13 protein-coding genes and 3 tRNA genes are annotated in these 13,397 nt (G+C 40.6%); 11 read left to right on the forward strand and 5 right to left on the reverse strand.

Annotated features, from left to right (window positions below; all coding sequences use genetic code 11):
• Window positions 1-4 precede the first annotated feature (4 nt).
• The gene (locus DS2_RS00190) at window positions 5-502 is read left to right on the forward strand and encodes a mechanosensitive ion channel domain-containing protein (RefSeq protein ID WP_035012557.1); all 498 of its coding nucleotides are present in this window, start codon (window positions 5-7) and stop codon (window positions 500-502) included.
• Window positions 499-936, forward strand: a complete 438-nt coding sequence (locus DS2_RS00195) for an ATP-dependent zinc protease (protein WP_035012558.1) — start codon at window positions 499-501, stop codon at window positions 934-936. Before DS2_RS00190 ends, DS2_RS00195 begins: the two co-directional genes overlap by 4 nt.
• On the opposite strand, the gene DS2_RS00200 is transcribed toward DS2_RS00195, so the two are convergent.
• Complete coding sequence (locus tag DS2_RS00200; protein WP_235188513.1) at window positions 933-1,622, reverse strand: YIP1 family protein; 690 nt, start codon at window positions 1,620-1,622, stop codon at window positions 933-935. The two genes, DS2_RS00195 and DS2_RS00200, sit on opposite strands and share 4 nt — an antisense overlap.
• Before the next feature lie 127 nt (window positions 1,623-1,749).
• Between DS2_RS00200 and DS2_RS00205 the strand changes: the two genes are divergently transcribed.
• Both DS2_RS00205 and DS2_RS00210 read left to right on the forward strand, forming a co-directional pair.
• Entirely contained in the window at window positions 1,750-2,529 is a 780-nt protein-coding gene (locus DS2_RS00205; protein ID WP_035012560.1) for an ABC transporter ATP-binding protein, read from the forward strand.
• A complete protein-coding gene (locus DS2_RS00210; RefSeq protein ID WP_051479476.1) occupies window positions 2,526-3,728 on the forward strand; it encodes an ABC transporter permease subunit in 1,203 nt (400 codons plus the stop codon). The genes DS2_RS00205 and DS2_RS00210 overlap by 4 nt, the downstream gene beginning before the upstream one ends.
• Here the strand turns inward: DS2_RS00210 and DS2_RS00215 are convergent.
• The gene (locus tag DS2_RS00215) at window positions 3,725-5,335 is read right to left on the reverse strand and encodes a lytic transglycosylase (RefSeq protein WP_035012561.1); all 1,611 of its coding nucleotides are present in this window, start codon (window positions 5,333-5,335) and stop codon (window positions 3,725-3,727) included. The two genes, DS2_RS00210 and DS2_RS00215, sit on opposite strands and share 4 nt — an antisense overlap.
• 61 nt (window positions 5,336-5,396) lie before the next feature.
• On the reverse strand, window positions 5,397-6,158 hold the full coding sequence (gene gloB / locus DS2_RS00220; RefSeq protein WP_035012562.1) for a hydroxyacylglutathione hydrolase: 762 nt from the start codon (window positions 6,156-6,158) through the stop codon (window positions 5,397-5,399).
• Between the two features lie 40 nt (window positions 6,159-6,198).
• On the opposite strand from gloB, the gene DS2_RS00225 reads away from it, so the two are divergent.
• On the forward strand, window positions 6,199-6,951 hold the full coding sequence (locus tag DS2_RS00225; RefSeq protein ID WP_035012563.1) for a class I SAM-dependent methyltransferase: 753 nt from the start codon (window positions 6,199-6,201) through the stop codon (window positions 6,949-6,951).
• Window positions 6,952-6,955: 4 nt separating this feature from the next.
• Here the strand turns inward: DS2_RS00225 and rnhA are convergent, their stop codons facing one another.
• Entirely contained in the window at window positions 6,956-7,417 is a 462-nt protein-coding gene (rnhA, locus tag DS2_RS00230; RefSeq protein ID WP_152537513.1) for a ribonuclease HI, read from the reverse strand.
• Between the two features lie 133 nt (window positions 7,418-7,550).
• Here rnhA and dnaQ point away from each other — a divergent pair, with 133 nt between their 5' ends.
• From dnaQ to DS2_RS00255, 5 genes are all read left to right on the forward strand, one after another.
• Window positions 7,551-8,264 (forward strand): DNA polymerase III subunit epsilon, encoded by a 714-nt coding sequence (gene dnaQ, locus DS2_RS00235; protein ID WP_035012565.1) that lies wholly within the window; start codon window positions 7,551-7,553, stop codon window positions 8,262-8,264.
• 10 nt (window positions 8,265-8,274) lie between these two features.
• Window positions 8,275-9,720, forward strand: coding sequence for a TIGR03503 family protein (locus DS2_RS00240; RefSeq protein ID WP_051479477.1), 1,446 nt, complete (start codon window positions 8,275-8,277; stop codon window positions 9,718-9,720).
• A gap of 119 nt (window positions 9,721-9,839) precedes the next feature.
• Window positions 9,840-9,916, forward strand: a tRNA-Asp gene (locus tag DS2_RS00245).
• Between the two features lie 34 nt (window positions 9,917-9,950).
• Window positions 9,951-10,027: transfer RNA gene (locus DS2_RS00250), tRNA-Asp, on the forward strand.
• Window positions 10,028-10,077: 50 nt separating this feature from the next.
• Window positions 10,078-10,154 (forward strand) — tRNA-Asp (locus DS2_RS00255).
• A gap of 118 nt (window positions 10,155-10,272) precedes the next feature.
• Here DS2_RS00255 and DS2_RS00260 read toward each other — a convergent pair.
• Window positions 10,273-11,775, reverse strand: a complete 1,503-nt coding sequence (locus tag DS2_RS00260; RefSeq protein WP_035012566.1) for a sulfatase family protein — start codon at window positions 11,773-11,775, stop codon at window positions 10,273-10,275.
• Between the two features lie 97 nt (window positions 11,776-11,872).
• Here DS2_RS00260 and DS2_RS00265 point away from each other — a divergent pair, with 97 nt between their 5' ends.
• Window positions 11,873-13,360, forward strand: a complete 1,488-nt coding sequence (locus DS2_RS00265; RefSeq protein WP_035012567.1) for a sulfatase-like hydrolase/transferase — start codon at window positions 11,873-11,875, stop codon at window positions 13,358-13,360.
• Window positions 13,361-13,397: the final 37 nt, after the last annotated feature.

Consider the following 13,397-nt stretch of genomic DNA (forward strand, 5'->3'; position numbering starts at 1 on the left):
TTAAATGAGTAGTTTTGGATTTTTATTCACAATTGTTGTTATTACTGGATATTGGTTGGTTAAACACGCTGCTGGCCGACTAGTTGACCGTATTGCAACAGAAAAGAAAATCGATGAAAAGCGTGTCTATTATGTCCGTACCGTAATTAACTTAGGGTTAATTGTGGTCACATTCATTTTGGTGAGCTTGTCATTAGGCATAGATTATAGTCATTTAACCATCTTCTTCTCTTCGGCATTTGCGGTTATTGGGGTAGCATTTTTTGCTCAGTGGTCGATTTTAAGTAATGTAACGGCTAGTATCATAGTATACTTTTTCTTCCCGTATAAAGTTGGTGATAAAGTGAAAATAGTTGATGGCGAAAACAGTATTGAAGGTAAGATTAAAGAAATAACCTTATTTCACGTTATTTTGCTCGGTTCTGGCAATCAAATATCGACTTACCCAAATAGTTTGGTATTTCAAAAAGCGGTTATTATTCAGCCTGAGGAAAGGGGATGAGCCAAGATAAATTGTTAATTGGTGCTTTAGAGATAGCCAATTTACCCGAGTTGGGGATTAGCGATTTAAAAATTAGAGTCGATACCGGTGCACAAACATCTTCATTGCATGTCGACAATATTCGCACGGTAAAGAAAAATGGCAAACCTTGGGTTAAATTTGATATTCATCCAAATTTATACAATGTTGACGAAGTTATTAGGACGGAAGCTAAATTAAAAGATGTTCGCTGGATTAAAAGTTCCAATGGTAGTCGCCAGCAAAGGTATGTGATTGAAACCTTGTTTCAGATTGGCCAACGAGAATGGCCAATCCAAATTACTTTAACTGACCGCTCCGATATGACTTATTTGATGTTATTTGGCAGAGAAGGGATGGGATCACACGTGTTAGTAGACCCATCTCAAACCTTTATCTGCGGAGAGAATAATTAACCAAAGACTAAACTAAAAGCCAACATAAAAATAAATGGGATAATACAAATATTTGTTATTGTGCTGGTTTTTAGTTGTGTTCTAACAGATAGGCCATAAAACAGTAACACAATAGACCACAAGCTAAATAAGTCGAAACTGGCTGCGAAAGAATAAAATTTATCTTCAGGGGTTAAACCTAAAATTTGATTAATTGAGGTAATTTGTAAGTCCATGAGCGGTGTTTGACTGCTATCAGTAACCAATACCACTATGCTTGAAAGTAGCAGTTGAAAAACGGCTGGAATTTGTACCCACCAATAAAACCCAAACCAATCTTTAAAACCATCAGTGTTTTGCTCATCTAATTTGGTGATAACGTTTAGATAGACACTGGTAATTAAACCATAAAATACCAGCATTAAAACGCTACCAATTGAAGCCGAAAGGCGAATCGTTTCTTCGGTTAGCCGTTGGCTGAGCTGCTGTTTTTCTGCTGGTGTGGCCTGGCCCAACGAGGTATTTACCGTGTAGTCGACCAACCAGGGCATATCCACCTGATTAAAATACAAGGCGTAAAACAGCTGCATGGTAAGTATTATCAGGATAAACGCGGGCCAACTGGAAAGGTTTTGTGAAGCAATTTGGGTAAATGCGTATTTTGGCCGAGTGACCATATCTTGCAATAAGCTTAGCTGCAGTTTCATGTTGAATTTATTTGTTTTTATGTAAAACATGAGTTTAACATAGCTCAAAATGAATTCTTAGGGTCTGTTGACCTTTCGCGTTCATTTAAATTTGTACTTGGAAGAATAATAGACCCTAGGAAGTGTTATGTTACGACTATGCAATATCAATAAACGGTTTGCCCTGAAAGACGCCAAACAAAGCAATGCATTGTGTGCGTCTGATTCAAGAGTTTCAGGGCGGTTCTTTTACGCTCTCAAAGACATTAATATGCATTGTCAAAGTGGTCAAGTTGTTGCACTTTTAGGTGCCAATGGCGCCGGAAAAACGACTTTATTGCGGATATTATCCACAGCACTTAAGGCTGACAGTGGCGAAATTTACATACATGAACAATCGGTTGAAGAAAATTTGGCTCAATATCGTAAATCGATAGGCTTTTTGTCTGGTAGTACAGGTTTATATGCTCGGTTAACTGGCTTTGAAAACCTGAAATATTTTGCTCAACTATATGGTTTACAAACTGCAGATATAGAGCCGCGTATAGATTTTTTAGTTAAACAACTGGCTATGACGTCTTTTATTCACCGTAGGTTCGACGACTACTCAACTGGGATGAAACAAAAAGTGGCGATCGCCAGAGCTGTATTGCATCAACCTAAATGGGTGATTTTAGATGAGCCGACAACGGGCCTAGATATTAAAGCGCGTGAAGTGATTTTAAGTTTTATTGAAAAATTAAAACAACAAGGCGTTGGGGTGATATTTTCAACTCATGATTTGTCTGAAGTCGAGCGTTTATGTGAGCAGGTTTTTGTTATTGACCAAGGACAAGTGCAGTTTTCCGGTGAGTTACAGCAACTGGTTGCGCAAGGCAACGGAAATTTATATCAATCTGTATTAAGTTATATGGAGCAGTCAGCATGATTTCAGTGATATATAAAAAGGAAATGTTAGAGCTGATACGCGACAAAAAAACCTTAGTATTTATGATTCTACTGCCCTTGTTGATTTTTCCAGCCTTGTTTGGCGCTTTAGCTGTTTTTGCTTCTCACTCGATTCAAAAAGAGCAAACAAGGACACTTACCTACATAGTCACTGGTGCAAATGCGCTCAATCCAGTGTTGAATAAACTAGCTGAACAAACTGACTTTAAGCGTTACCAGGGTTCGTTGCCACAAGATATTCAAGGATTAATCCGCCAACAAAAAATAGATTTCTGGTTGGATGTGTCACCACAATATTTACAAGAAATGGCGGGAAATCAGCAAAGCCAATGGAAATTGTATTTTAACAATGCCAGTGGGGTGAATTCAGCGGTACACAGAGTTGAGCGTATTATACGAGATATTAATACCGAGCTGACTGAAGAGAAGTTACTTGCCCTGGGAATTGACGCTGACAGCGTTTCAGGCGTGCTGACACCGATAAAATTAGTCAATAAAGATATTGCTAAAGCGAAAGAAAGTTTGGGGTCTAAGTTGGGCGGATTGGTGGCTTATATTTTACTACCGTTATGCCTATTAGGCGCAATATACCCGGCTGTTGATATTGCCGCAGGTGAAAAAGAACGAGGCACGCTAGAGTCTTTGTTGATAACCCCTTCAACGCGTTTAGATTTGGTTATGGGGAAATTTTTAACTGTATTTTCTGCGTCTTTTATTTCGGCTTTCAGTGCTATTTTTAGTTTAGCCTTTTGGAGTTTTATATTCGCACAAGGTTTTGCCATTGAAATTATTGCCAAAGTGGTCGGTACCTTGGGGATATTCGACTTATTGTTGGCTTTGTTGATGATGTTGCCGTTAGTTATGAGTGTATCAGCTTTGGTTTTATGTATTTCAATTTACGCGAAAAACTTTAAGGAAGCGCAGAATTTTATGGCGCCGCTGAGTTTTTTAATTTTTGTACCCTTGATTGCAGCTATGATGCCGGGTATTGAACTGAACTGGCAATGGGCGTTTGTACCTATCAGTAACGTTGCTTTGGCTATTAAAGAAATATTGAAAGGGCAAGGTGATAGTATGTTGTTGCTAACCGTGTGGTCAAGCCAGCTGATTGCTGCGATAGCATTGCTGGCTTTTGCCACTTATTGGTTTAAGCGTGAAGCTGTGTTATTTAGAACTTAAATGCCTGTTACGTCAACGTGTAAAACAAGCTGCTGCTCTGGCTGTAGGTAATTGCGGCGGCTTATTTTATTCCAATTTTCAATATCAGAAATGGTGACTCTAAATTTTTGCGCAATACGCGCTAGCGAATCACCGCTTCTGACTTTGTATTTCACTTTGCGAGTTGTTGGCACGTCACCGTATTTTCCCATGTAAGCATCTGGTTGTTGAATGGTTAGGGTTTGACCTGGGTAAATAGGATCGCTCGGTGACATATTATTCCACTTAGCTAAATCTCTAATATTTACTTTGTGTGCTTTACCAATATCCCAAAATGTATCGCCGCGTTTAACCGTATATTGGATGCTACTTTGATTGTCTTGCATGGTCGCATCTGTGATTGAACTGGTGGTGTCATCTGCCGGATACACGGTCGAGCGAGCTGCAGAGGTTGGGATCATTAGATAATCGCCTTTGCGAATATGATGTCCTTTAATTTTGTTGGCTGTGCGTATCGTTTCAATTGTAGTTTGGTGGCGCTGTGCAATTGTACTTAAGGTGTCACCTGATTGAATTTGATAGCGGCGCCAGCTAATTAATTCGGCTGACGGTTTATTCGCCATATTAGCTTTAAATGCTTCAGCTTTGTCGATTGGTAATAAAAATTTGTGTGGGCCATCTGGCGAAGTCGCCCAGCGGCTATAACCTGGATTGTATGCGGTAAAGTCATTTACATTCATTTCGGCTAATTCAGCGGCAATAGCTAGGTCAATTTGCGATTCAACCTCAACTACGTCTACAACTTGAACATTTGCAATGCTATAGATATCAATCCCATATTTATACGGGCGTTTAACTATATCGGCTAATGCCAAAAGTTTGGGGACGTAGGCGTCTGTTTCACGAGGAAGTTCTAACGACCAGTAGTCAATATTTTCACCAGAACGGTAATTTTTTTGTATTGCGCGCGCAACACGCCCTTCACCTGAGTTGTAGGCGGCAAGTGCATGTAACCAATTACCATCAAATTGCTGGTGCAGCTTTTCCAAATAATCTAGCGCTGCTTTAGTTGAGGCTACAATGTCTCTGCGCCCGTCGTACCACCAATTTTGTGCTAAGCCAAATCGTTTAGCGGTTGTGGGCATAAACTGCCATAAACCAGAAGCGGCAGACGGAGAGTAGGCATATGGGTCAAATGCGCTTTCAACAATTGGTAACAACGCCAGTTCCATAGGTAACTCACGTTTTTCAATTTCTTCGACAATATAATATAAAAATGGCTCAGCGCGTTTCGCTACTCGGTTAAGGTATTCAGGATGGTTAACGTACCAAGCTCGTTGAATCTGCAAGCGGCGATTTTCTGCTACTGGTAAACTAAGTTGGCTTTGAATTCTTTTCCAAACATCACCATAAACAACTTCATTTGCCTCAACGCCCTGATTAAGCGCAACAACTTGGCTAATGTCAGCATAAACTTCAGTGGAGTCATCAATTGCTGCAATAAACTGACTGGTATCATTAGTAGATTCAGTTTGGTTGGTTACAGTAAATGACTGTTTTAAATCAGGAATTGACTGGCAGCCAGTTAATGTCAATAGGGCTGCCCATAAAGTGGTGCGTTTGTACATAAATTAACCTGTGTAATATTGCTGTCAGAATGTTACTGATTCATGTTCGTTAACGCAATGATTAAAAGGTATCTTTTAGTTTTCGCAGTGCAGCAAATGCGCTAACTGGTTGCGAAACCTGCTGTCGGACAAGATCGCTCAGTCTTTGTTGCATATTGGGGTCGTCAGCTTTTAAGAAAGGGTTTAAAGCTTTTTCTCGACCAATAGTTGTAGGTAGACTGGGCAGACCCTGTTGGCGCCACTGGTTCACTTGTGTTTGGTATTCGACTAGTGCTTGATTGTTTGGCTCGAGCGAACGTGCAAACGCAATGTTGCTTTGTGTATATTCGTGTGTGCAATACACTTTGGTTTCGTCAGGTAGCAGTTTGAGTTTGTTTAAACTTAGGTTGAACATCTCAGGTGTACCTTCAAACATACGGCCACAGCCAATGCTAAACAATGTATCGCCGCAAAATACTGAATCTGAATTGATATAAGCTATATGGTCGAGTGTATGGCCAGGAATTTCAATAATATTAAATTTAATACCAAGTTGTTGAAAACTGACCGTGTCGCCTTCAGATAGCTTTTCATCAATTAACTCAAATGGGCTGTTGTTTGGTCCATAAACCGGAATGTCGGGATACTGTTGTTTTAACTCGGCAACACCATTAGTATGGTCCCAGTGATGGTGGGTTATTAAAATAGCGACTAAACTTTTACCATCAATAGCTTGCTGGACAACTTCAGCGTCTCCTGGGTCAACAACAATACTGAATTCATGGTTGTGAATGTGCCAAATATAGTTGTCGCTCAGGGCTTTAATTGGTTCTACTATTAACATATTGCTTAACTCAAAATTTATTTAGGATATAGTTATTTTGATGAAACCAGCGTTACAAGATTTGTTACTGGATTTACCCACTAGTTGGAATGATATTCCTCAGGGCGGTTTTGTCAAAAAACAAGTAGAGCGGCACTTAAATCAGTGGTGGCCAACTGTATTTGGTTATCATCTACTAAAAGTGGGGAGTTTAAGTGGCGAAATTGACAGTGCAGCGTGCCCGATTAAACATCAAGTTAACGTCGCAACACAAGGTGAAAGGCAAGGGGTGTTAGCGGACATCCATCACCTGCCATTTAAAGAAAATTCTGTAGATGCTGTATTATTGTCGCAAACGTTAGATTACACCCACGACCCTCATCAGATTTTGCGCGAAGCGCATCGTGTTTTAGTCGCCAACGGCTATTTATTTATTACTGGTTTTAATCCTGTTAGTTTGGCTGGGTTATTTAAAATTTTGCCTGGTAAAAAACATAGTGCACTTAAACAAGCTCGGTTCTTTAGTACACATCGAATCGGCGATTGGCTCAACTTACTTGGGTGTGAAGTGGTCAATGATCAAAGGTTTATTTATGGCGCTTTAGGTCACCAACCGCGGCATTTTCACAACCGTTGGTTGCCAGCGATCACTCACCAATATTTACAAAGGTTTGGCGCGGTTTATTTGTTGGTTGCGCGAAAACGTGAGTTGCCACTTACACCAATTAAGCCTAAATGGAAAGTTAAACCTAATTTGGCGCCTGTTGGCAATGTACGAATTCGCTCAGGCATTGAAGCTAAAAAAACAACTTGAGTTATCAAGCTTGATAGCCAGTATCGTCTAACAAATTATCACTTTGAGCGGCACTTCTCGCTAATTCATCACATAATTCGTTTTCCGTATGGCCGGAGTGCCCTTTTACCCAATGCCATTCAATGTGATGTTTTTCGCAAGCTGTGTCTAACCGTTTCCACAAATCTACATTTTTAACCGGCTTTTTGTCTGACGTTTTCCAACCTTTTTTCTTCCAGTTTTTAATCCACTGGTTGATACCATTTTTAACATATTGGCTGTCGGTCGTTAGACAAACGTCGCAAGTCTCTTTTAATGCCTCTAAACCAGCAATGGCTGCTAATAGTTCCATGCGGTTATTGGTTGTAAGTTTAAATCCTTGGCTTAGATGTTTTTCATGTTTGCCATACTTTAGTACAGCACCAAAACCACCTGGTCCAGGATTACCCAAGCATGAGCCATCAGTAAATAGTTGAATTTTTTTCATAATATAGAGTTTAGATAGGCTGATATATTGCAGTGGATTATACCCAAACTAATTGAAATTGCATTTGGGGTATAGTTCTCTATCAGTTAATATTAAAAGTAGATTTCAAGAGATAGGTATTTTAGGTAACAAAATGGCACGTCAAATCGTTTTAGATACGGAAACTACGGGTATGAATATGGCTGGAGGCCCTGTTTATATAGGGCACCGCATAATCGAAATTGGTTGCGTTGAAGTGGTTAACCGTCGGCTGACTGGTAACCATTTTCACGTTTATATTAAACCAGACAGATTAGTTGATCCTGAAGCGATAGAAGTTCATGGCATAACAGATGAGTTTTTGGCAGATAAACCGTCCTTTGAGCAGGTTGTAGATGAATTTTTGCAATTTATCGACGGCGCAGACTTAGTGATCCATAACGCGCCGTTTGACGTTGGCTTTATGGACTATGAATTTGAAAAATGTGGCAAAAACGTCAAGACAGCGGATATCTGTAAAATTACCGATACTTTGGTAATGGCTAAAGAAATATTTCCAGGTAAGCGGAATAACTTAGATGTATTGTGTGATAGATACGGTATTGATAATTCACACCGAACTTTGCATGGCGCTTTGCTTGATGCTGAGATTTTAGCCGATGTATATTTGTTGATGACAGGCGGCCAAACAGCGTTAAATTTATCATCAGACGCAAATGACTCTGGACCTTCAAACCAAATTATCCGATTACCTGCCGATAGAAAAAGATTAAAGGTTGTTGCAGCATCAGCCGATGAAATAACAGCACATGAAGAAAGGCTTGATATAGTTGAAAAAAGTGCTGGATCTGTGATCTGGCGAGGATAGGGGTATAACATTGAAGCGACATAACTGGATTATCGCATTAGTAACACTGTTGTTTACGTGTGGCGCCAATAGCAATGAACAGGCTATGGTTTCTATTGATATTCCAACACCGGGTAATGTCGCGCTTGATGCGGTGAAAAATTTAAATTTGCCGCAGCACTTAAGTGGTATCAAGCTAATCGATAATAGATTTAGAATAGATGCCCACACAAAAGAAATAGTCATGGTGCTGTTTCGCGCAAAGGGTTCGCCGCCTGTTATTCTGATACGTCCGGATGGTTCAAAAATTTATGCGCCTATGATTACCCCTGAGCAGGGGCAATGGTTTGATGATGCCAATTTTGACATGATCCGCTTAAAAGATCCTATGGTTGGGCCTTGGCAAGCAGTCGGCAAAATAGAATCTGGCAGTAAAATTATGGTGTTGTCTGATGTTAAGCTCAAAGCGGAGCCTTTGCCTGAAATTCTGTTTGCTGGAGAAACAATTAAGCTGACTGCGCATTTATTAAATGGTGGAGAGCCGATTGACTATGCTGATTTTAGTGATGTTGTTAAATTAGATGTTACTTTTACCAGTACCAACAATTCTAACTTTGACAATTTTGGCGCAGATGCGGAAAAAATCGCAACGTTTAAAGACGATGGCCAGGGGTTTGATGAGCGAAGAAAAGACGGCACGTTTACTGGTGAGTTTAAACTCAATATTACCCCTGGAGAGTGGCAACCTAGTTTATTTATTGACTTAGCTTTATTTAATCGGGAACTATTGCTCGATCCTATTATTGTGGAGCCTGTCCCGTTTGAGTTGTCGGCGGATAAAGCAATTGAACCCACTCAAAAACATATCTTTAATATTGCAGCTGCAAGTGAGTTGATTGATTTTTCTACCTTTGCATTTAGCGGCGAAATTTTTTACCCCAATGGCGAAGCTGAGAAGTTTGCTATGACAGAAACAACTGAAGGCAAACAAAGCTTTCCGCTATTTAATTACGCGGACGGTGTTTATAAAATTAAGGTGTTTGCTTATGGTAAAAATGTCAACGGCCGCGACATGATGATAGATGTACCTGAGTTTACCTTTAACGTGGCGCCGTTACCTGTTGAGATTGACGAGTCTGCGTTAATACCGATGGAACAAGCAGCTGAAACTGTACCAGAGCAACAAGAGGAAGTTCAAGCACCTGAAGGGGTCTCGGCAACTATGTTAATTTTGCTGGTTGTATTAGGGAACCTGGCTGTGTTGCTGATTGCTTTTCTACTTTATTGGTTTGTATTTCGTAAAAAACAGCCTAGCGCTGCCGCTAAAACAAAAAGAAAATTTAGTTTTAATTGGAAGTTTTGGCAACGTGATAAAAAAGCTGCCAAAGAGATGGAATTGCCTGATCAGCAAGCGGTGGACAAAATATCAACAGAAGCTGATGATATAATAGACTTAACCTTACCAGATGAAACTTAATTTAGTTTTTTTATAAAAAAGCTGTTGACTCATGGGCATCGAGTCCTTATTATTGCGCCCGCTTCTGACGCAGGGCAACCTGGGTTAGCGGATTAAATCTTTGAAAGATAAGATAATGCGGAGTGGTAGTTCAGTTGGTTAGAATACCGGCCTGTCACGCCGGGGGTCGCGGGTTCGAGTCCCGTCCACTCCGCCAACGCTTTCTTTGACTGATTTATTGATAATACTGCGGAGTGGTAGTTCAGTTGGTTAGAATACCGGCCTGTCACGCCGGGGGTCGCGGGTTCGAGTCCCGTCCACTCCGCCATCTTCATAATGCTTGTTAATTTGCGAAGTTTCATAAATTCATACCACTGCGGAGTGGTAGTTCAGTTGGTTAGAATACCGGCCTGTCACGCCGGGGGTCGCGGGTTCGAGTCCCGTCCACTCCGCCACTTCATATGTTTTACTCCCACTTTAAATCTATTTCCAATTTACGCTCATATATTGCTATTTAAATTTTGCTATTATCTGCAACGCTAAACTATCCACCTCCTTGTGGAATTCAACAATTTATCTTGCGGTGCTCACACCTGATTTGCGTAAATACCAATACCTCTGCGCCATTTGGGCAACACGGGCTTGGTGGGCAGGGTGATTAATTAGATTGTTCTTTTCATACGGATCTGCTGATAAATCGAACAATGCAATATTGTCAAAATGCGTGAGTTTATTGTCTGTATCTATAATTAACTTCCAATTTTTATTGCGATAAATGAGATGATTTTGTGTACCAGATTGCAGTAGTAACTCAGTTCTTGCGTTACGGCTTTCACCTGTCAGCACAGGCAATAGATTCCAAGAGTCTTGTGCTTGTGTCGCTTGCAGTTGCGTGCCAGTTACCTCGGCAACGGTAGCAATAATATCTGTACCATTGATCAAAGCATCACTGCTGCTACCTGCTTTAATTTTACCTGGCCATACGGCAATAAAAGGTACTCTATGGCCTCCTTCGAAAGACAAGTTTTTATGTCCGCGCCAAGGACCATTTGAAAAATGTCCCGCTTTTTGTGCTTTCGGGCTTGGTAAACCGCCATTGTCAGAGGTGAAGATAATTAGCGTATTATCGTATTGATTGGTTGCTTTCAATGCATTGACGATACGTTTAACTTCGATATCCAACACTTTAATCATATCTAAGTGTTTACTCGGTGTTGTGTTGGCTATCTTGACTCCGTCGATTTCTGCTTCAGGCATGTGTGGTATGTGGACAGCAGGGCTCCAGTAGGTCAACAAAAATGGTGATTTACCGGCATTTTGTTGGATAAAATTGACTGCTTTGTCTGCTAGCAACATATTCATTTTTTCACCATTCCAACCTGTATCGCCCATGCCCGGGCCTTTGTCGGAAATGTACACTGGATCTGCGACATTTGTTTGGTCAATAAAATCTAACTTAGAGGATTGGCTAAGTGGATACCATTTGTCATTTTCAAAAGCGACATACAAAGGCCCTTGAACGCCAGTTGGTAAGGTAAAGTTGTAGTCAAATCCAAAACTGCTTGGTGGCGTTTTTTTCCATTGACGAAAGTCTGCGGCGGTGGAGCGACGATCACGCTCAAGACCACGATAGGTCTTGTCACTATTTTTTAAGTGGAATTCACCACCTAGGTGCCATTTACCTATGAATCCTGTAGTGTATCCTGCTTGTTTGGCAATGCGACCAAATGTTGCATCCTGCTCTGTTACTGCTGTAGGCATATAAGCATTCCACACGCCCCAAGGCGCGTAGGCTCTGTAGTTATTTTTACCTGTCATTACAGCATAACGTGTTGGTGCACATAGCGCCGTTGGCGAATGGGCATCAGTAAATGACATACCTTGACTCGCCAAATCATCGATATTAGGTGACTCAACCAGAACATCTAAGTTGTACCAACTTCGGCGGAAATGACTAATATCAGCTAAACCCAAATCATCCGCCATGATTATCACGACATTGGGCGGTGTTTGCGCAAATATACTCAGTGGGCTGAGTATGAATAGCAAAATGAATAATTTAAATTTTATAGGCATATTTATCTCATTTGTTTGTTAAGTATGAAAATGATTGTTAGTATATGAATTTTCGTGCTTGATGTATATAAATTGACGGTCTAATTTGGAAGCGAACATGAGCCGCATTTACTTTTTGTTATTTACCCTGTTGTTATGTTATTCAAAAGCCTTATTGGCTAACCAACCTAACATCATTTTTATTTTGAGTGATGACCAGTCATTTAATACGTTGGCCAATCTTGGTAACAACGAGATTGTCACGCCTAACTTAGATAAATTAGCTAGACGCGGTGTTACTTTCGCGAATGCGCATAATATGGGTGGATGGAATGGTGCAGTGTGTTTGGCATCTCGAGCTATGCTCAATTCTGGCCGCAGTTTGTGGCAGGCTTATAAACTTGAAGGGAAAAACGCCTTTCAGCAGCGGCTGTCGACAAGTTGGGCCAAGATTATGCGCGATAATGGATATCAAACATATATGACTGGAAAATGGCACGTGCATTTGGACGCAAAAGTGGTATTTGATCACAGCAAGCATATACGCCAAGGCATGCCAGCTGATAACTGGAATTTCCATCAGATGGTCAATAATTTTGCCAAATTGCAGCAAGGTGAGTTGATGCACTATGCTGAGTTTATGCCCGTTGGTTACAATAGACCACTACAAGGCGTTACGGATCGGTGGTCTCCGACCGATACGCGCCACCAAGGTTATTACGCTGGCGGTCAACATTGGAGTGAAATTGTCGCTCAAGACGCAATCGAGTTTATCCAACATAGCAACAGCAGTAATAAGCCGGTGTTTATGTATTTGGCTTTTAATGCGCCGCATGATCCAAGACAAGCCCCACAGCCATTTCAAGACTTGTATCCATTTGATGAGCTATCCCTGCCAGCAAACTGGGCTAAAGGTTACCCATATGCATATGAAATTGGTAATGGCCCGAGCTTACGAGATTCAGCATTAGCACCATTTCCTCGTACAGCGCATGCTATCCGTACCCACAAAAAAGAGTATTATGCGCTAATTTCTCATATGGATGCGCAAATTGGCAAAATACTAGATGCACTAGAAGCGAATGAACAACTTGACAATACTTATATTATTTTCACCTCTGATCATGGTTTGTCTGTGGGTGAGCGTGGTTTGTTTGGTAAACAAAACATGTATGAAGAGAGTATTAAAGCACCGTTTATTGTGGTTGGGCCAAATATTCCACAAGGGCAAATAAACCAGCAAAACATATATATTCAAGATGCAATGGCGACTACTCTTGAGCTTGCTCAGATAACAAAACCTCAGCATGTCTTTTTTAATTCAGTGATGCCATTAATCCAAGATACTAAGCTTCCAAGTTTTTATCCATCAATCTATGGTGCTTATGTAGATAGCCAACGTATGATAAAAGCTGATGGCTACAAGTTAATCATTTATCCAAAGGCGCAGGTGGCAAGACTTTATTATTTGCCAGATGATCCGCTCGAGCAATACGATTTATTCAAACAACCCGCTTACCAAAAAATCGTAAAAAAACTTATGAATCAACTTGTACGAATGCAAGGGCAATTAGGTGACGAGTTAAATTTAACTGTTAGTTTTTAGCGCAATGCTTGCAAAATTCACATGGTCGTTGCCTAAT

This window comes from Catenovulum agarivorans DS-2 (genome assembly GCF_000568405.1).
In the GTDB taxonomy this organism is placed as follows: domain Bacteria; phylum Pseudomonadota; class Gammaproteobacteria; order Enterobacterales; family Alteromonadaceae; genus Catenovulum; species Catenovulum agarivorans_A.

Excerpts from the sequence above, each read along its gene's own strand:
- DS2_RS00190 (WP_035012557.1), top strand. The coding sequence starts at position 5 with ATGAGTAGTTTTGGATTTTTATTCACAATTGTTGTTATTACTGGATAT.
- DS2_RS00195 (WP_035012558.1), top strand. The coding sequence starts at position 499 with ATGAGCCAAGATAAATTGTTAATTGGTGCTTTAGAGATAGCCAATTTA.
- DS2_RS00200 (WP_235188513.1), bottom strand. The coding sequence starts at position 1,622 with ATGAAACTGCAGCTAAGCTTATTGCAAGATATGGTCACTCGGCCAAAA.
- DS2_RS00205 (WP_035012560.1), top strand. The coding sequence starts at position 1,750 with ATGTTACGACTATGCAATATCAATAAACGGTTTGCCCTGAAAGACGCC.
- DS2_RS00210 (WP_051479476.1), top strand. The coding sequence starts at position 2,526 with ATGATTTCAGTGATATATAAAAAGGAAATGTTAGAGCTGATACGCGAC.
- DS2_RS00215 (WP_035012561.1), bottom strand. The coding sequence starts at position 5,335 with ATGTACAAACGCACCACTTTATGGGCAGCCCTATTGACATTAACTGGC.
- gloB (WP_035012562.1), bottom strand. The coding sequence starts at position 6,158 with ATGTTAATAGTAGAACCAATTAAAGCCCTGAGCGACAACTATATTTGG.
- DS2_RS00225 (WP_035012563.1), top strand. The coding sequence starts at position 6,199 with ATGAAACCAGCGTTACAAGATTTGTTACTGGATTTACCCACTAGTTGG.
- rnhA (WP_152537513.1), bottom strand. The coding sequence starts at position 7,417 with ATGAAAAAAATTCAACTATTTACTGATGGCTCATGCTTGGGTAATCCT.
- dnaQ (WP_035012565.1), top strand. The coding sequence starts at position 7,551 with ATGGCACGTCAAATCGTTTTAGATACGGAAACTACGGGTATGAATATG.
- DS2_RS00260 (WP_035012566.1), bottom strand. The coding sequence starts at position 11,775 with ATGCCTATAAAATTTAAATTATTCATTTTGCTATTCATACTCAGCCCA.
- DS2_RS00265 (WP_035012567.1), top strand. The coding sequence starts at position 11,873 with ATGAGCCGCATTTACTTTTTGTTATTTACCCTGTTGTTATGTTATTCA.